The organism is Qipengyuania sp. (assembly GCF_042095715.1).
Lineage (GTDB): Bacteria > Pseudomonadota > Alphaproteobacteria > Sphingomonadales > Sphingomonadaceae > Qipengyuania.
Window position 1 is genome coordinate 28,483 of sequence record NZ_JBELMO010000013.1, and the last position, 18,017, is coordinate 46,499.

Consider the following 18,017-nt stretch of genomic DNA (forward strand, 5'->3'; position numbering starts at 1 on the left):
CTATAGCGCAGGTTCCAGTCCCTGTTTGTCGACGCATAGCTATACATCAGCCGCTGCGTGTCACGCTCACGGTCTTGTCGAGGAATTCGGTCGGCCCAAAACTGGTGAGGAAGCTGACGTCTGCCGCATCGCGCCCGACGCCGATCTTTACCACCTCGGCGGGGTCGGCCATTTCGGTGGCATCGACCAGATACCAGGCGCCGCCCCCCGGAGTGGAGGGGTCGGCGAGGAAGACTTCCGCCACGGCGTGGAAGTCCTGCGGAGTCACGTCGGGCGCATAGCAGCTCACGAAGCGGGCGGGGATGCCGGCCGCTCGCGCGAAGGTAATCATGACATGCGCGTAATCGCGGCATATGCCCTGCCGTTCGACGAAGCTGTCTAGCGCCGTGGTAGTGGGTGTGCTCGATCCGGGGGTGTAGGCGAAATGGTCGGCGATCCAGTCGCGCATGGCGATGACCTTGGCCCCGCCCGAAGCATTCCCGAATTCGCTTGAGACGAAGCTCTGAAACCGGTCCCCCGCACAATAGCGGCTGTCGAAGAGATAAGGGACCGCTTCGCCCGGCAGATCGTGCAGGTCCAGCCGGTCTAGCGGTTCGAGTTCGGTAAGCATCCGGTTGATTGTTGCCGAAGCGGTGTGATGTACGTCGAATTCGCCCTCGACTCGCACCCACAACCGCTCCCCGATAGTGTCCTGCGCAGCCACGCGGGCGATATGCGGACTGTCGGACATCGTGGTGGAGAGGTTATCGAGCGTCTGTTCGGGAACCCTTGCGGCTTCGAATTGAAGCAGGACGTCGGTGGGATTGTCCGCGCGGAAGCGGAAACGTGTTTCGATGTCGATGGTCATGCCCGGCAAACGGGCGCACGCGCGCATTGTTTCCGGAAGCGCAAAACGTAGCCGACGAGACCCCAATACGGTGCAAACCACTGCTTTTTCTAACGAACGCGAAAAACAAAGAGGGCTGCAGTTTCCCACAGCCCCCGCTTGTTTTGATATGTTGTCAAAATTGCTGATTTTTCAGCCGTTGAACAACCAAACCCAAAAAGCCATGGCCGACCCTCCTGTCTAATGCCAGGAGTAATACTTCCTTAACCATTTGCGGTAGTCAAGCCTAAATTATCGCGGAAGAGGTGCCCGATTCGGCCTTTTCCATGAATGTCAGAAGGTTGGTCAGCGGCATGGGCCGTGCAAAAGCATAGCCTTGGACATGGCGGCAGCCAATTTCGCGCAGCATCTGCAAGTCCGCTTCGGTTTCTGCGCCCTCGGCAACCACACTGATTCGAGCATCTGCACCCAGGCTCACAATGCTGGCGGTGATCGCGCGCGACTTCGGGCTGGTCAAAGCGCGGGAGACGAATTGCCGGTCGATCTTGATCTCGTCGAAGGGAAGCGCCTGCAACGCTTCGAAATTCGCGGCCCCCACGCCGAAATCGTCCATGGAAAGGCTGGTCCCCAGCGACTTCAACGCTTTCATCACCTTGCGCGCCACCTGCAAATCGCGAATTCTTGAGGTCTCAGTGATTTCCAGCATCAGGAAGTTGGGATCCAGTCCCGTTGCCTGCAACACGTTCCGGACGATCCCAACGATGCGCATGTCCGAAAGCAGGGTCGCAGAAATATTCACCGACATGGTGATGCGATGTCCACGGAAATGCAGCAGATTGGCTGCCGAACAAGCAGACTGGAGTACGTACCTGGTAAGATATTCGATGCGGCCCGCCTTTTCGCACTGCATCACGAAATGGAGCGGGGGAATCGATCCACGTTCGGGGTCGTCCCAGCGGACCAGCGCCTCCACCCCGATGGGGGTTCGCGTGCCGAGGTTCATTTTTGGCTGATAGACGCAGAAGACTTCACCAGCTTCCATGGCCGCGTCGATGCGTGCGCGAAGCGAGAGATCCCAAAGCGAATCGTCGGACGCGGCGTCACTTGCGACCTTGACCGGATCGAACGCCTCGGTGGTTTCTTCCGAAGCCGCCAGTGCAGCAGCAAGGCAACGTTCCGGGCTGCCGGGCTTGATCCTGGCGGCGCCGAACGTAATCCCTACGTCGATACTGTTTTGGTCGACCGGCACCGGCGCGGCGAAGATCGCCCGCAGACCCTCCAGATGATCGACGAGCTTCGCTTCTTCGTCTTCCTTGATAAGCCAAGCAAGATGTTGCCCATCGACATAGACAGTCAGCTTGCTGTCACCGATCCTGAGTCGCTCACACAGCTTCTGGATATAGGTCGCGCGCTGCGCAGTGTTTAAAGTCTTGAGAATGTTTTCGTAGCTATGCAGCTTAGCAACGACGACATGGCCCCGAAGGCCCGATTTGCTCCGCAGTTGTCTCGATAATGCGCGCAGAGTCGGCAATCCCGTATCAGGGTCGAGTTCCGCAGCGCGAGCCGCCCACCTCGCACGAGACCGCACGATCACGAAGACGGCGATGAGGAGGATCGGATAGGACGCCTCGACCCGCAATTCCAAAGCGCTCGATGCGAACATTGCCGCAAGTAGCGATCCCGTGACAATTCCATATCCCGCCAAGCGACCGCGAGCAGACGGAAGCAAGCCAACCAGACCCAGCGTGAGGGCCACGAGCGCCGTGATCGGGAGGGCGGGGGCAAGAAAAAGGCCGCCCCTTTTGATTGTTTCCGCCGCATAGATCGAAACATAGCTCGGGGGTGCGGCATGCTGTGTGGGCACGGAAAGGTCATCGGTAGTCGCGCCCCGAAGCGCAGAAATTATTACGCGTTTCCCCTCTACCATCAGGCGTTGATCTTCGGGGTCCAAAGCGAGAAAATCATCCGTTTGAACCGCTGGAACGGTGGACCGCAAGAATGCGTAGTCGATCGGAACAAATTGTGCCGTTGTGGGCGTTCCTGCCAAATCGGCGGCCAATGTCGAAGTAGTGCCGGTTGCCGTTTTAAACGCAGTCGGCATATCAAAAATGGTATTCGGCCATTTCGAACTGTTGGGTGCCAACACGATATCATTTTGGCCAGTCAGCCACGAAGAAGTTCGAACTTCTTTGTGACTGCCACCCAGTGCCACATCAATTCGGTTAACGAACGCGAGATTTCTGCCCAGCTGTGCAGCCGCTCGTACGAGTTCCCAATCGGCTGGGGACGTAGGTTGACCATCAAAGATTAGGTCGATGTAGGTTTTCTCCGCACCGTTCTGGCGGAGACTCTCCAACACATTGGTGAGTTCGCGTCGTTTGGACGGCAGATCAGCATCCGTAACGCTGGGATCGACCTCCAAGAATACAATATCGCCGCTAACCGCCTTCTGCGCAGTCCGCGACTGCAGGGTCCATATCGCCATGTCGATTGGATGCAGGAATTGGGAAGCTGCTAGTACGAGTGCAATAAGAGTCGCCCAGCCGACATGACGCAGGCGTGCCGCGTTCGAACCGACGGTTCCGGTTACCGCCCGGGTAATCGGTCCATCGAGTGTCAAGGTGCCCGCCCTGTTCATCAACAGGCGAACTATAGGGGGAGGATTAATTTTTTCCTAATGCTGCTTGTTAGCGAAGCAAGATTCGGCAGATTTCCGCCAGATCCCCCGGTTAACACGGCCTTCGTAATTGCGCCTAATGCTTCCACCCAGATAGCAGTGGAAAAGAAATATCCATTGTGGACAAATGCCTGCTCGCAATCTGCGGGCGGCACCGGGCCGATTCAGCGGTGCTCGGGCTGGACTCCGAAAAGATCGTGCGCGTCGGCGTCCTCGATGAAAACGGTTACGATGTCGCCCGGCTGGAGCGACGAAGTGATGTTTCTGAGCAACACCTGGCCATCGATCTCTGGCGCATCGGCCTGGCTCCTGCCGGTCGCGCCCCTGTCACCATCGGCATCCGGCTCGCCCACCTCGTCGATGATCACGGGGATTGTGCTGCCAACCTTGGCCGCCAGCTTTTCGGCGGAGATACGTTCCGTGACTTCCATCAGCCGGGCGTAGCGCTCTTCCTTGACCGCCTCGGGCACCGGATCGGGCAGATCGTTGGCCTGCGCGCCCTCCACCGGCTCGAAACGAAACCCCCCGACCCGGTCCAGCCGGGCTTCTTCCAGCCAATCGAGCAGATAGCGGAAGTCGTCCTCGGTCTCGCCCGGGAAGCCTACCACGAAGCTGGAGCGGATGGCGATGTCGGGACAGATGTCGCGCCAGCGCTTCAGCCGTTCGAGCACCTTGGCCTCGTTGGCCGGACGCTTCATCGCGCGCAGCACCGATCGGCTGGCGTGCTGGAACGGTATGTCGAGATAGGGGGTCAGCAAACCTTCCGCCATCAGCGGGATGACCTGATCGACATGCGGATAGGGGTAGACATAATGCAGGCGGACCCAGGGCGGCACGCCTCCACCGATGTCGAGCTGGCCCAGCTCGCGCGCCAGATCGGTCATGTGGGCGCGGACCTCGTGGCCTTGCCACATACGCGGCTCGTGCCGGGTGTCCACGCCATAGGCACTGGTATCCTGGCTGATGACCAACAATTCTTTCGTGCCCGCGGCCACCAGCTTTTCCGCCTCTCGCAGGACCGCGTCGATCCTGCGGCTGGCCAGCTTTCCGCGCAGCTGAGGGATGATGCAGAAGGCGCAGGAATGATTGCAGCCTTCGGAAATCTTCAGATAGCTGTAATGGCGCGGCGTCAGTTTGACGTATTCGCCCGCGCTACCGCTTCGGTGCTTGAGCGCACCGGGCTGAGGGATCAGGTCGACAAACGGCCCCTGCGCCGGTGGGGCGGCCTCGTGAACCGCCTCCACCACGGCTTCGTACTGATGCGCACCCGTCACGGCCAGAACCTGCGGGAAGCGCGCGCGGATCGTCTCCGCTTCTTCGCCCATGCAGCCGGTCACGATGACACGGCCATTCTCGGCCATCGCCTCGCCGATCGCTTCCAGGCTTTCCTCCTTGGCGCTGTCGAGAAAGCCGCAGGTGTTGACCAGCACCACGTCGGCGCCGGCGTAGTCGGGGCTCATCGCATAGCCGTCGGCGCGCAGGCGGGTGAGGATACGTTCTGAATCGACCAGCGCCTTGGGGCAGCCGAGCGAGACCATGCCGACTTTCTTCTGGTCGGGGATCGAGGTGGTGGTGTGGGACATTTCGGCGCGCCCCCTACACCTGAACGCGCCGCAGCGCTAGAAGCCGCGCGTGGGACCTGTAAACTGGAGCGCCGTCGTCATCGGCTGGCTTGTGGCTGCGTCGCTCGGCGTTGCCTTCTATGGCCGCCGCGCGACTCCGCGGCCGCCGCTCGCCGTCCATTTTCTCGCCGCTGTGTTGCTGTTCGCGAGCGTGGCGATGGTGGGGCATATGTTCGCGCGGGTGGGGTCGGCCACGCTCTCCGCGAAGCCGTGGCTGTACTTCATGATGAGCGGGGGGCTGGCGCTGACCTTTATAGGCCCGGCCCTCGTGGTCACCGCGGCGCGGCGCGACACGCCGCTACGGGCAGCGCTTTTTGACTGGGGCTATTTTTGTGCCGCCTTCTTGTCGATCGGTGCCGTATTCTGGTTGATGGCGTGATGTGGCCCCTGCATTCGTGGTGACGAGCAAGCGGGCGATCACCTCATTTCTGGACAGTTTTTCCGGACCTGTCCCCATTGGTGGGGATGATCTCCACCACGATGTCGCCCGGCTCCAGCTTTTTGCAGGCCTGCTCCCAGAAGCCCAGTTCCTTGCCGTCCCTGTAAACGCGTAACCCGCGTCCGCCGGTAGCGAGATCGTCCAGCGTGCGACCGTACTCCTCGCGGGTAACAAGGCGCTCGACCAGCTGAACGCGGCCGGAAACCGAGGCAAGATCGGCAAGATAGTCCGAAATATGCGCGCCGCGTGCCGATCCAGCCAGCAATAGTCCGGTAAACCGAACCGGATTGATAACGTTGTTTGCCCCCGCCTGCGTCGCCAGGAACTCGTTGTCCGCCGCACGAACCACCACGCTTATTGGAACATGGGGCGCGAGGTGCCGTACGGTCAGCACCAGCAGGATCGAGGTGTCATCCCGTCCGGCCGACACCAACACATTGGAAGCCTTGGATATTTTTACCGCTTCCAGCGTATCGTCGCGGGTGGCGTCCCCAGCGAGGACATTGCACCCCATCTTCTCCGCAAGCTCGAGCCGTTCCTCCATGGGATCGATGACCACGATGCAATGGGGCTCGGTCCCGCGCTCGATGAGTTCGGCGACGGCCTGCGACCCGGAGACCCCGTAGCCCAACACAACGATATGGTCTTTCAGCTTTTCCTGGATGCGCGCCATGCGCCATTTCTCCCAGCTTCTGCGAATGATGAACTGGTATGCGGTGCCCACGAAAATGAACACCACGGCGAACCGGATCGGGGTGACGATCAGGGCCTCGACCAGCCGGGAGCGGTCGGTCACCGGCGCGATGTCCCCGAAGCCGGTCGTCGTCACCGAGATCATCGTGAAATAGACGACATCGAGAAAGCTGATATCGCCATCGTGATGGTCGACAAGCCCGGCCTTGTCGAACCAGTGGATCAGCACCACCACCATGATGAGCGCGAAGACAAGCGCCAGGCGAATGCCCAAATCGCCCCAGACCGGCAGTTTTACCGCTCGGCGCAGCGGCTGAAATTCGCGCACGCGGGGCCCGCGATCCGCGCGCCCTGTGGCAAAGGTTTCGCCGTCGCTCGCCATCTTCGCAGGTTCTACTCAGCCTTCGTAACGTTCGGCAAGGTCGCCGAGCGAGGCATGGTGGGTAAGGTCGAGCTGAAGGGGTGTCACCGAGATGAAGTTTTCGGAAATCGCCTCCAGATCTGTCCCATGATCGAGGGTATGCTCGATCGCTTCCAGCCCGAACCAGTAATATTTGAACCCGCGCGGATCGCGCCCTTCGACCACGGTGCCTCTGGCGTAATCATGGAAACCCTGGCGGACGGCGCGGATCCCACGCACTTCGCCCGCGGATCCGGCAGGGAAATTGACGTTGATGAGTGTGCGCGTCGGCAGCGGCGCTTCGAGCAGGGGCGCAAGGACTTCTGCCCCCCAACTGCGCGCCGCATCGAAGGTGTCAGCGCCCGCCTCTCCTTCGCGGCTCGTGACCTGACTGAGGGCTATCGAACGTACACCCGCCAGCGCCCCTTCTATGGCCGCAGAAACCGTGCCGGAGTACGTCACGTCGTCCCCCAGATTGGCGCCCCGGTTTACGCCGGATAGGATCAGGTCCGGTTTGCCATCCATAACCTTGCGCATGCCCATCGTCACCGAATCGGTCGGCGTCCCGGTCACGCTGAAGCGCCGATCGCCATGGCGGCGCAGCCGGACCGGGCGGGTTAGCGTGAGCGCGTGGCCCATTCCAGACTGTTCCTCGTCGGGGGCGCAGATCCAGATGTCGTCGGAAAATTCGCGCGCGATCGCCTCGAGCACCGCGAGCCCCGGAGCGTGGATGCCATCGTCGTTCGTCAAAAGGATTTTCATGCTGGTTCCAGTTTGTCGATGCCGCCCATGTACGGGGAAAGCGCAGGCGGTATCGCCACGCTGCCATCGGCCATCTGATAGTTTTCGATCACGGCCACCAGCGTGCGCCCAACCGCGAGGCCGGAACCGTTGAGAGTATGGACGAAGCGGGTTTTCTTTTCGCCCTCTGGGCGATAGCGCGTATTCATCCGGCGCGCCTGGAAGTCGCCCGTGTTGGAACAGCTGGATATCTCGCGATAGGCGCCCTGTCCGGGCAACCAGACCTCCAGGTCATAGGTCTTGCGCGCCCCGAAACCCATGTCGCCAGTGCAGAGAAGCAGCTTGCGATAAGGCAATTCCAGCGCTTTCAGGATGCCCTCGGCGCAGCCGACCATCCGCTGATGCTCGGGATCGCTGTCCTCGGGCGCGCAGATGCTGACGAGTTCGACCTTCTCGAACTGATGCTGGCGAATGAAACCTCGCGTGTCCCGGCCGGCCGCCCCAGCTTCCGAACGGAAGCAGAGCGTATGTGCGGTAAGGCGGAGGGGCTCCGCCAGATCGCCGAGGATCTGGCCAGCCACCGAAGCGGTGAGGCTGACTTCCGACGTCGGGATCAGCCAGCGCCCATCGGTCGTCCGAAAGCTATCTTCCGCGAACTTGGGTAGCTTGTCAGTGCCGTACATGGCGCCATCATTGACCAGCACCGGCGGGTTGCATTCGGTGTAGCCGTTCTCTCCCGTCTGCTGATCGAGCATGAACTGGCCGAGTGCGCGATGCAGGCGGGCCATGCCGCCGCGCAGGAAGGTAAAGCGTGCGCCTGACAATGCGGCGCCGGTCTCAAAATCCATGCCCAGGGCCGGGCCGAGGTCCGCGTGCTCTTTGGGGCCGAAATCGAAATCGCGCGGGGTGCCCCAGCGTGAGACCTCGACATTGTCATCCTCGTTTTCGCCGTCGGGCACGTCGTCGGCGGGGATGTTCGGCAGGCGCGCGAGCAGGTCTTCGAGCTCGGCACCGGCGGCGCGGTCGGCCTCCTCGTGCTGCGGCATGTCCTGCTTGATCTGGGCGACCTCGGCCTTGAGCGCCTCCGCGGTCTCCCGATCGCCCTTGCCCATGGCCTGGCCAATCAGCTTGGATGCTTCGTTGCGGCGGTTCTGCGCGGTCTGGAGTGCGGTTTGTGCCTCGCGGCGGCGGGCGTCGAGGGCCAGGATGCGGTCGGCAGCGGGTTCTGCCCCGCGACGCGCCAGGCCGACGTCGAATTCGGCCGGGTGCGAGCGGATGAAGGCAATATCGTGCATGGCGCCGCCTATGCCTGCAGGGGCGCGCGATGGCCAGAGGGAAGGGGCGGTCCGAAGCGCCGCCCCTGCGAGTAATCAATACTTGAACGTCGCCGTGACGAAGACTTGGCGCGGGTTGCCGTAATATGCGGTCAGCGTCCCCTCCGCGCCCAGGGTCGGGTCGAATCCCGGCTGATTGCAGGGAACACGGCCGGGCGATGTACCTCCTGGTCCACACCGTCCTTCAAATGCGCCGCTGTCGGGATCCTGGTTCAGGAAGTTGTAGCCTGCAACGATGTATTGTTTGTCGAACAGATTGCGACCGTGCACCCCGAGCGAGAACATGTCGTTGATGGTCCACACGACGTTCGCATCGAACAGTGTGAAGCCGGGCTGATCGAGGAGCGGTGTCGGCAATTCGAATTGCTGGCTGGAGCTGCGATAAGCCGCCGTGCCGCTGATATCGATCGCGCCGTCGCCGACAGGTATCGAATAACCGATAGTTCCGCTTGCCGTCCATTCGGGAGTATTCTGGATTTCGCGGTTATCCGCCACGTCGATACCGCGCGCATCGATGTAATTGAGGAACTTGGCATCGATGTAGCCGACTGTTCCGGCCAACGTCAGACGATCGTTGGCACCCGTCAGATCGCGCGCGACGGTCCAGTTGAATTCGCCCTCCACGCCGTTGAAGCGCGCCTTGGCGGCGTTGGTCGTGATCCCGATGAAAGTCTGGATACCTCCGACAGTAGCGCCGACCGAACCGGGAATCTGGATGTCGGAATAATCGGCGCGGAAGGCCGCGAGTGCCAGATTGAGGCTGCGATCCAGAAGAGACGCCTTGTAGCCGATCTCGTAGCTGTCGACGGTCTCGGGATCGAAGGAGAGAAACCGATAAATGTCGTCGTAGTCTCCGCCGGCTCCGCCAATACCGTTTCCGTTGAAATCCGGGGCCGCGGTGCCGACACCGCGGGGATCGAAACCGCCGCCTTTGAAGCCTTGCGAGTAGCTGGCGTAAAGTGTGTGGTCCGGCGTCGGCTTGAAGGCCAGGGAAACGCGCGGCGTGAACTTTTCGAAGTCCGCGCTGCCTCGGAAATCGGTCTGGCGCACAAGCGGGGGTGTGGTGCCGCCGAAGAAGGGAGAAGCGCCAAGGAAGATGTTGCGCTGAACCGTCGAATCGCGGGTGTCCCAGGTGTAGCGACCGCCAACCGAAAGGCTGAGCTGGGTGGTGATGTCGTAGGTAAAATCGCCGAAGATGGCGACCGTATCGGTGTTGACGTCACCGAAGGTCAGTGCCGTGACCGTGCCGGGAAGGCGCACGTCGAATACCGTCCGCGCCGATGCGTCGAGATAATAGATTCCGATCAGGCCGTTGAGTGAGCCGGTATCGACCAGCGCCTGAATTTCCTGGCTGAATTGTTCGTTGTTGTAGAATGCCGGCACATCGAGGTCGACGACAGGCAAGGCGTCGAAATCGATCGGTGTCGCGCTATCGTCCTTGCGATAGCCGGTAATCGAACGGAACGTCAGCCAATCGGAAGGGTGGACCTCCGCAAGGAGGGACCCGCCGTATGCTTCGACATCCTGGGTGGGAGATACCAGGCCACCGCGGCTGTCGTAAACGTCGTCAAGGACAGGATAGAGGTTCGGATTGACCAGGCCTGGAATCAGGCGGTGGCCCCCTCGGCTGTTGCTCTTGTCCCGCGTGTAGTCAGCACTCAGGCGGAAGAAAGCGTCGGGCGAGGGTTCGAATTCGATGGTGCCGCGACCGGCCCAGACGTCCTTGTTGTAATTGTCTTCACCGGTGGTCAGGTTGGTTCCAAACCCTCCTCGAGAAAGCCGGGCCACTGCACCGCCGAGACGAAATCCCGAATCGCCGAGCGGAGTGCTCGCCGAAAGGACGCCTTCAGCCTGATTGTAGGTTCCATAGGTGGCGCGCGCCTTCAGCATGGGCACGTCGCCGAGCCGGCGCGTCACGTATTTGATGGCGCCACCGATGGTATTGCGGCCATACAGCGTGCCTTGCGGGCCGCGTAGAACCTCGATCCGCTCGACATCGTAGATATCCAGGACCGCCGCCTGCGGTCGGTTGAGATAGACGTCGTCGAGATAGATGCCCACACCCGCTTCAAATCCCGCCACGGGGTCCTGTTGACCCACCCCGCGAATAAAGGCGGACAAGGTGTTGTTCGTCCCGCGCGAAACTTCCAGCGTCACGTTCGGCGTGGTTTGCGCGATGTCGGTAATGTCGAGCGCTCCCGATCTCTCGAGTTGCTCACCCGTGAAGGCTGTCACGGCGATAGGAACGTCCGTAAGCGTTTCTTCGCGCCGCCGCGCGGTCACGACGATGGCGCCATCAGCCACGCCCGGGGCCGAGGTTGCGGCAGGCTCCTGCTCCTGTGCAGCGACGGGCGCAGCGTAGGCAAGCCATGCACCGCCTGCGGACAGCACGGCGGCGAACGTTTTATGACGCAGAAGCATCGGTAATCTCCTCCCAGTAATCCTCTCGAGAACCCGTTTAGTGAAAGTTGAACCAGCTTTCAAGTTTAAGGTTGTGCGAAACGGACGAGCTATTTACGACTGTGGGAAAGGGAGGCAGGCATGGCGCACCGCGCGCAAGCTAACGCGAAACATCCACGCACCGCTCGGGGGGAGCGGACGCGCCGCAAGCTGCTCGACGCGGCGGCGGCGGAATTTGCCGACAACGGCTTTTACGAAGGATCGATCAGCGCGATCACGCGGCGCGCCGGCGTGGCCCTGGGAACCTTCTACACATATTTCGATAGCAAGGACGCGATCTTCCGGGCGCTCGTCGCGGATATGAGCGAGGCAGTGCGAATTGCCGCCGGCGAAGCGATTAAGCCCGAAATGGCGCCCCTGAACGTGGAATACGCCGCGCTGGAGGCATTCCTGACCTTCGCGGGTAAACACAAGGAGATTTACCGCATCATCGATGAGGCGGAATTCGTCGATCCTGACAGCTATCGCGAGCACTATCAGACGACGGCTAAACGCATTCGCGAAAGACTCGAGGCTGGCATCGGGGAGGGCTCATACCGGGAAGGGCTTGGGGAGGCCGAGGCCTGGGCCATCATGGGGATGAACGTGTTTCTCGGGCTGCGTTATGCGATCTGGGGGAGCGCCAGCGATCCCGGTACGGCGGAGGTATCGCAAAGGGCAAACGATCTTTTGCGCAGGGGGCTGTCGCGATAGGATGGAACCGGGGCGCCTTCCCGTGAATTGAAACGGAAAGGAGATTATTCATGCTTGGCAAGATTATCGGTGCATTCGTCGGCGGCAAGGTGGCGGAGCGTTCGCGCAACATCGGCGGCGGCACGGGTGCCGCGCTTGGCGTGCTGGCGCCGCTTGTTCTCCGGCGCATAAGCCTACCCGCAATGCTCGCGATCGGTGCAGGCGGTTTCCTGGCAAAGAAGTTGTCCGAAGACGCCGATAAGCCCTCGGCAACAGGCTGAGGGTGCCGACCTGCGGCTCCACAGTCCTTGGGCAAAGCAAACCGATAAACGCTGAAATGATTGTTGTGCCTGACCAGCAAAAGCTGGTGGGCGCGACAGGGATTGAACCTGTGACCCCACCCGTGTGAAGGGTGTGCTCTACCGCTGAGCTACGCGCCCGCACCGACTCTAGTGGGAACCGGACAGGGGCGCGCCTTTACGAGCGGATTTAATCCGACGCAAGGGGCTGATCAGTTTGCAGCCCCCAGTAGGATCGCCAGGCCTTTCCACCAAGTTTGTTGAATCGTCGCCGTTTTCGCGCCGGTCGCGGGGCATTCGAGACAATAGGCCTGCATGCCGGCGGAGCCCATCAGCCGCTCTAGGTCAGCGCCCAGTTGCGCGCCAAGTGCTCGTTGGCGGGCTGATACCAGCCCAGCGACATCTCGCCGTGCTTCGACCTGGCTGTCGTCCACCAGCAATTGGCGCAGGATTGTCTCGTATGTCGTTTCCGACGAGCCGAGGTAGAGCGGGTGCCATGAACCTTGCTCAAGACCCGCCTTCTGGGCCGTCCAGGCCAACGCCTCGTCAATATCGCCGTACTGATCGACCAGGCCGATCTGCCTCGCGGCACCGCCGTCCCAGACGCGACCCTGTGCAATCCGGTCGACCTGCGCAACGGTCATGTTCCGAGAACTGGCCACCCTGCTCAGAAACTTGCGATAGCCGTTTTCCACTCCAGCCTGAATCACCTGGTCCGTTTCCGGCGTGAAGCCTCCCAAAATGTCCGGCTGCCCGGAAAGGGGGGTGGTGCGCACACCATCTGTGTTGATGCCTATCGATTTTGCTGCGCGATCGAAAACCGGGATGACAGCAAAGATACCGATCGAACCGGTGACGGTGTCCGGTTCGGCGAAGATGCGATCCGCGGGCGTTGAAACCCAATAGCCACCACTTGCTGCGACGTTCGCCATGGAAACAGCCACGGGTGTGCCGGCAGCCTTATGACGAAGGATCGCGCGGCGGATCTGCTCGCTGGCCAATACCGAACCGCCAGGCGAATCGACGCGCACGACCAAGCCGTGAAGGTTTTGGCCCAAAGCATCGTCCAGAAGGTCAGCGATGCGCTGGCCTCCGGCCGTGCCTGGCCCGGCATCTCCATCGACGATTTCACCGGCAATGGTGATGACGCCGATTTCGGCGCCACCGGAAGGCTCACCGATATGCTCGAGCCAGGAGTCGAGATCGGTCGTCACCGGGGTGTCCGGTCGATTGCTCCATTCATCGGCACCGACAATCTTCGCGACCCTGGCGTCGAAATCGTCCCTGCTCCCCAGCTTATCGACGAGGCCGCCCGCAAGCGCCGCGCGGGCAATGTCCCCGCCTGCGCTAGCCACCCATTCGGCCGGTCTGTTGGCGATGGCTGTGATGCGCGCTTGCGGCCGCGCTTTCTCGACATCGGCCTGCCACTCCCCCCATAGGGCGCCATAAAGTGCCTCGTAATTCTCCCTGGCCGCATCGGACATTTGATCGGCCAGATACGGCTCCACCGCGCTCTTATAGGTTCCGACCCGGTAAACCTTGGCGTCGACGTTCAGGCGATCGAGCAGCGATTTGTAATAAAGCCGCGTGCCCCCCGGACCGGCGACCATGGCGCCGCCCATCGGATCGAGCCATATTTCGCTGGCATGGGACGCCAGCAACACGCTGTCGTTGGCATATGCCGTCGCGAAGGCCAGCACGGGTTTTTTCGCCGCGCGCACCCGGTCCAGCGCGTCGCCGATGGCGGTAAGATGCACCTGCCCCCCGCCAAGGAAGCTATCGAGATCGAGGACCACCGCCGTGATCCGATCGTCCGATGCAGCAGCGTCGATCGCGCGGATCAAGTCGCGCGCCTGATATTCGGCGATGGGCGCCTGTTGGGTTAGGAAGGCCTGGAAGGGATCGATCCGCTGGCGTTCCTCGACCACGTAACCATCGAGATTGAGAACCAGCGCACCGCCGCGCACCTGGGCGGGGCTGGGCCGGGCGGTGAGGACGGCGAACAGAAGCCCAAAAAAACCAAGCATGAAGACGAGAACCAACCCGTCCTTGATGCCAACCAAAAGCCGCCAAATCCGACCTGCGAATTTCATTCTTTACTTCCCGACGCGTCTTGCGCCTTTCTGCCTAGAGGACGGCGCGGTCGCTGCAAACCGATAAAGCTTGAGCGCCACCCCCGCGTCCGATAGGGGCATGGCCTCAATGACAACCCGGTCCGACAATCCGGCCTCGTCCCGTTTCCCGGTGGGGCGGCAGGCCTTCCCCCATCGCGATCTGACCGGAATCGGGCGGCTGCAACGCCATGAGATCCTGTTTTTGTTGGCCGAGGCGCAGCAGTGGGTCGAATTCAATCGGCAGTCCGCCAAGCACGGCGATCTCCTTACGGGCCTGACGGTCATCAACGCCTTTTTCGAAAATTCCACCCGCACCCTGCTGAGCTTCGAGATTGCCGGCAAGCGGCTCGGCGCCGATGTCGTGAACATGCATGCCGCCCAATCGAGCGTTAAGAAGGGCGAGACGCTGATCGATACCGCCATCACGCTCAACGCCATGCGCGCCGACGCCATCGTGATCCGTCACGGATCGAGCGGTGCCACCCAATTGATCGCGGATCAGGTCGATTGCCCCGTTCTGAATGCAGGCGACGGGCAGCACGAGCATCCGACGCAAGCCCTGCTTGACGCTCTGGCGTTGCGCGAGGCTCTGGTCGCGCGCGGGCAATCGGCAGACGACTTCACCGGCCTCACCATTACGATTTGCGGCGATATCCTGCACAGCCGGGTCGCACGGTCCAATCTCTTGTGCCTGCAGGCGTTGGGGGCGACTGTTCGCCTGTGTGCCCCGCCGGCTCTCATGCCCACAGGTATCGAGGCGATGGGTGCAGAGGTTCATCACGATTTCGATGCTGCTCTCAAGGGCGCCGACGTCGTTATGATGCTGCGCTTGCAGACCGAGCGGATGAGCGGGCAGTTCATCCCCTCTCCGCGTGAGTATCATCATCTTTACGGCTTAACGAAAAGGCGGCTCGGCTACGCATCGGGCGATGCGCTGGTGATGCATCCCGGCCCGATGAACCGGGGCGTGGAGATCGACAGCGATGTCGCCGATATGATCGACCGATCCATCATCACGCGGCAGGTGGAGATGGGGGTCGCCATCCGCATGGCATGTCTCGAAGTGCTGACGCGGGCGCGGCGGGGCGTGAAAGGCTGGTCATGAAGCAGATGCGGCCCACAACCATCGTCGGCGGCAAGGCGGTGCTCGCAGGAGAAGTGCGTGAAGCCGCCGTTCGATTTGCCGATGCAGTGATCGTGGCAATCGGCGAATTAGAACCCGAAGATGGTGATGAGATCGTGGATGCCCGCGGCAAGCTGATCGCACCGGGCCTCGTCGATTACGGCGTCTTCGCTGTCGACAAACCGGCCTTCCATTTCGGCGGAATCACGCGGGCGGCGCTGATGCCCGATCAGCGCCCCCTGCTCGATTTGCCGAGTCGCGTCTCTTACATCGCTAAGAGTGGCAAGCCGGATTTCTGGGTCCATCCCCTGGCCGCGGCCACGCGCAATCTCGACGGGGAGAACCTTGCGGAACTGGCCCTCATGAGAGAGGCGGGAGCCCTGGGTGTTGCGACCGGCAGGCGCTGGATTGGCAATTCCGGGGTGATGCTCCGGCTGGCGCAATATGCTGCGATGCTGGACCTTCCGCTGGTGGCTCACGCCGAGGATTCGGGAATTGCCGGGACAAGCGTGGCAACGGCAGGCGAAATGGCCACGCGAATGGGGCTGCAGGCCGCACCTGCGCAGGCGGAATCGCTCGCCATTATGCGCGATCTGGCCATAGCGCGGATGGCAGGGGCGCATATCCATTTTCGCCAAGTGAGCACACGCGCGGGCCTTGATTTGGTGCGTGCCGTCAAGGCTCAGGGGGAACGCGTCACGGCAGGAATTACTCCGGCGCATATCCACCTGTCTGATCTTGCGATCGGGGATTTTCGCAGCTTCGCGCGCCTCTCGCCCCCATTGCGGTGTGAGGACGATCGCCGCGCCGTGCTGGAAGCGATCGCGGACGGGACCATCGACATGATCTCTTCAGGTCACGATCCGCGCGGACCCGAGGACAAGCGTTTGCCGTTCGCCGATGCCGAGCCGGGAATGGCCGGCGCCGAGGTGCTTTTGGCGACGACGCTGAGCCTTGTCCGCGATAGCGTGATCGCGATGCCGCGCGTGTTCGAGCTACTGGCGGCGAACCCGGCGAGGCTTTTAAAGGTGAAGGCCGGTGCCCTCGAGGAAGGATGGGAGGCGGATATCGCCATCGTCGATCCCGACCGTCCATGGATCGTGGATTCGCGCAAGATGGAAGCGGCGGCAGGGAATACCCCATTCGACGGCCAACCCATGCAGGGGCGGGTGACGGCGTTGTGGAAGGGCGGGGTACGGGTCGATAGCTAAAGGAAGCCCCCCCTGCATCGGCAGGAGGGGCTCAGTTACGAACGACACGAGGAAGGAATCCGTGCCGTTCGTTCAACGGGTTGCGACGCGCGTCGCATCGGCGATGGCGCCGGGAAGCGTTCGCGTGCCGGCGTAGGCGAAGCAGCCGCCACCACGCTTCTTGACGATGCCGCAAACTTCGACCGCCGAAGACCTGGCGAAGCCGGAAGCGGCAACGCGGTAATAGATCTTCCCATCGACCTTGGCCTTGGTGACGGATTTGTCCGCGCTCTTCAGTTCGGGGTGGCGCTTCTGCAACCTCGCCCACGCATCATCGGCAATCGCTGCCGACGCGAAGGAGCCGAGCTGAATCATATAGTCACCCGGTTTCGCTATGAACGCGGCGGCGAACGCCTTGCTTGGCGTGGCCGCCTTGGGTTGCGGGGCGACCACGGGCTTGGCCGGAACTTCAGCCGAAACCCTGACGGGCGTCGGCTTGGGAAGGACGATGCGCGGAGCCGCAGCCACGCGAGAGACAGCGACGGGCGCCGGCTTCTCGACATCGAAGGTCGTGATGGCGGCGACCGGTTCGGATGGTGCTATGGCGGCAAGCTCCACGCCATCGTCCTCCACCAGAGGCACAGGGGCTTTCTCGACCGTGTCCACGGCGGCCAGCGCGAGCTGTGTAGGGGTGGGAAAGTTTTCAAGCGCCAATTGGGCCGGCTGGCCGACATCCGCCGACACAGTGGTCTCAAGCAGCGCGGCGACCCGCTGAGCGTTCATCTGCGGCTGGGCGAGCACGGCCCACTGGCCCATCCGCTTGGCCAGCGCATCGGCCGCCAGATCCTGCTGTGCCACCAGCCGGGCCGAACGCCAGTCGCCGTTGAGAGCGAAGGCATAGGCCAGGTTTTGGCGAACCTGCATGGTGTTCACGCCGCTGCGCAGGACGTTCGAAAGCACCTGGATGCCCTGCTGCGGCCTGCCCGCCACCGTGATGGCGAGGCCAAAATCGGCTGGGTCCAGATTGCGCTCGTAACGGTCCAACAGGGTCTGAGCTTCGCTGAAACGCTCGCCGGCCGACAGGGTCAGCGCTTGCATCAGGATGGTGCGGCCCGAAACATCGCCGAGCTGCATGGCTTCGTCGAACGCAGTCGCCGCCGAACCGAACCTGCCAGCCTCGATGTAGGCTTTCGCGAGCAGGGAGCGCGTTTCGGCATTGCGTGGATCGGCAAGAACGGCCGCCTCGGCATAGGCAACCGCCTTGTTGCCCTTGCCCTTCGATATGGCGTTTTCGGCCTTGGCCAGGGAGCTCGCGGAGCTCGGAGCGACCTTGCCGATGCAGCCAGCAAGCGTGGTGGTTGCCAGCGCCGTGGTCAGCGCGAGAGCGATGACGCGGCCTTTGTTGTTGGTAGCAATCGTCATGGTCC

General features: G+C 62.0%; 15 protein-coding genes and 1 tRNA gene. 6 read left to right on the forward strand and 10 right to left on the reverse strand.

All coding sequences use genetic code 11. The annotated features are described in order from the left end of the window. Positions 1 to 46: 46 nt before the first annotated feature. Entirely contained in the window at positions 47 to 847 is an 801-nt protein-coding gene (locus tag ACFDTG_RS05250) for a transglutaminase family protein (RefSeq protein WP_375289965.1), read from the reverse strand. Here ACFDTG_RS05250 and ACFDTG_RS05255 point away from each other — a divergent pair. Beyond that, positions 846 to 1,070, forward strand: a complete 225-nt coding sequence (locus ACFDTG_RS05255; protein WP_375289966.1) for a hypothetical protein — start codon at positions 846 to 848, stop codon at positions 1,068 to 1,070. The genes ACFDTG_RS05250 and ACFDTG_RS05255 overlap by 2 nt on opposite strands. 42 nt (positions 1,071 to 1,112) lie before the next feature. Here ACFDTG_RS05255 and ACFDTG_RS05260 read toward each other — a convergent pair whose 3' ends face one another. Next, a complete protein-coding gene (locus ACFDTG_RS05260; protein ID WP_375289967.1) occupies positions 1,113 to 3,446 on the reverse strand; it encodes an EAL domain-containing protein in 2,334 nt (777 codons plus the stop codon). A 221-nt stretch (positions 3,447 to 3,667) separates the two neighbouring features. After that, complete coding sequence (rimO, locus tag ACFDTG_RS05265) at positions 3,668 to 5,086, reverse strand: 30S ribosomal protein S12 methylthiotransferase RimO (protein ID WP_375289968.1); 1,419 nt, start codon at positions 5,084 to 5,086, stop codon at positions 3,668 to 3,670. Positions 5,087 to 5,177: 91 nt separating this feature from the next. On the opposite strand from rimO, the gene ACFDTG_RS05270 reads away from it, so the two are divergent. Continuing rightward, complete coding sequence (locus ACFDTG_RS05270) at positions 5,178 to 5,504, forward strand: DUF1761 domain-containing protein (RefSeq protein WP_375289969.1); 327 nt, start codon at positions 5,178 to 5,180, stop codon at positions 5,502 to 5,504. Between the two features lie 43 nt (positions 5,505 to 5,547). Here ACFDTG_RS05270 and ACFDTG_RS05275 read toward each other — a convergent pair whose 3' ends face one another. From ACFDTG_RS05275 to ACFDTG_RS05290, 4 genes are all read right to left on the reverse strand, one after another. Next, a complete protein-coding gene (locus tag ACFDTG_RS05275) occupies positions 5,548 to 6,639 on the reverse strand; it encodes a potassium channel family protein (protein ID WP_375289970.1) in 1,092 nt (363 codons plus the stop codon). Positions 6,640 to 6,654: 15 nt separating this feature from the next. Continuing rightward, positions 6,655 to 7,419: a 5'/3'-nucleotidase SurE gene (gene surE, locus ACFDTG_RS05280; protein WP_375289971.1), complete on the reverse strand. Its 765-nt coding sequence runs from the start codon at positions 7,417 to 7,419 to the stop codon at positions 6,655 to 6,657. Next, a complete protein-coding gene (gene serS, locus ACFDTG_RS05285; RefSeq protein WP_375289972.1) occupies positions 7,416 to 8,693 on the reverse strand; it encodes a serine--tRNA ligase in 1,278 nt (425 codons plus the stop codon). Before serS ends, surE begins: the two co-directional genes overlap by 4 nt. A gap of 75 nt (positions 8,694 to 8,768) precedes the next feature. Continuing rightward, positions 8,769 to 11,153 carry a TonB-dependent receptor gene (locus ACFDTG_RS05290; protein WP_375289973.1) on the reverse strand — a complete coding sequence of 795 codons (2,385 nt, stop codon included), beginning with the start codon at positions 11,151 to 11,153 and terminating at the stop codon, positions 8,769 to 8,771. A 120-nt stretch (positions 11,154 to 11,273) separates the two neighbouring features. Here ACFDTG_RS05290 and ACFDTG_RS05295 point away from each other — a divergent pair, with 120 nt between their 5' ends. Both ACFDTG_RS05295 and ACFDTG_RS05300 read left to right on the forward strand, forming a co-directional pair. Beyond that, positions 11,274 to 11,885 carry a TetR/AcrR family transcriptional regulator gene (locus ACFDTG_RS05295; protein ID WP_375289974.1) on the forward strand — a complete coding sequence of 204 codons (612 nt, stop codon included), beginning with the start codon at positions 11,274 to 11,276 and terminating at the stop codon, positions 11,883 to 11,885. 50 nt (positions 11,886 to 11,935) lie between these two features. Beyond that, positions 11,936 to 12,145 (forward strand): hypothetical protein, encoded by a 210-nt coding sequence (locus tag ACFDTG_RS05300; protein ID WP_375289975.1) that lies wholly within the window; start codon positions 11,936 to 11,938, stop codon positions 12,143 to 12,145. 84 nt (positions 12,146 to 12,229) lie between these two features. Here the strand turns inward: ACFDTG_RS05300 and ACFDTG_RS05305 are convergent. Together ACFDTG_RS05305 and sppA are read right to left on the reverse strand one after the other, a co-directional pair. Continuing rightward, positions 12,230 to 12,304, reverse strand: a tRNA-Val gene (locus tag ACFDTG_RS05305). Positions 12,305 to 12,375: 71 nt separating this feature from the next. Next, entirely contained in the window at positions 12,376 to 14,256 is a 1,881-nt protein-coding gene (gene sppA, locus ACFDTG_RS05310) for a signal peptide peptidase SppA (RefSeq protein WP_375289976.1), read from the reverse strand. A 100-nt stretch (positions 14,257 to 14,356) separates the two neighbouring features. Here sppA and ACFDTG_RS05315 point away from each other — a divergent pair, with 100 nt between their 5' ends. Further along, positions 14,357 to 15,382 (forward strand): aspartate carbamoyltransferase catalytic subunit, encoded by a 1,026-nt coding sequence (locus ACFDTG_RS05315; protein WP_375289977.1) that lies wholly within the window; start codon positions 14,357 to 14,359, stop codon positions 15,380 to 15,382. Beyond that, positions 15,379 to 16,611: a dihydroorotase family protein gene (locus ACFDTG_RS05320; protein ID WP_375289994.1), complete on the forward strand. Its 1,233-nt coding sequence runs from the start codon at positions 15,379 to 15,381 to the stop codon at positions 16,609 to 16,611. Before ACFDTG_RS05315 ends, ACFDTG_RS05320 begins: the two co-directional genes overlap by 4 nt. Positions 16,612 to 16,683: 72 nt before the next feature. Here the strand turns inward: ACFDTG_RS05320 and ACFDTG_RS05325 are convergent, their stop codons facing one another. Beyond that, entirely contained in the window at positions 16,684 to 18,012 is a 1,329-nt protein-coding gene (locus ACFDTG_RS05325) for an SPOR domain-containing protein (RefSeq protein WP_375289978.1), read from the reverse strand. Between the last annotated feature and the right edge of the window lie 5 nt (positions 18,013 to 18,017).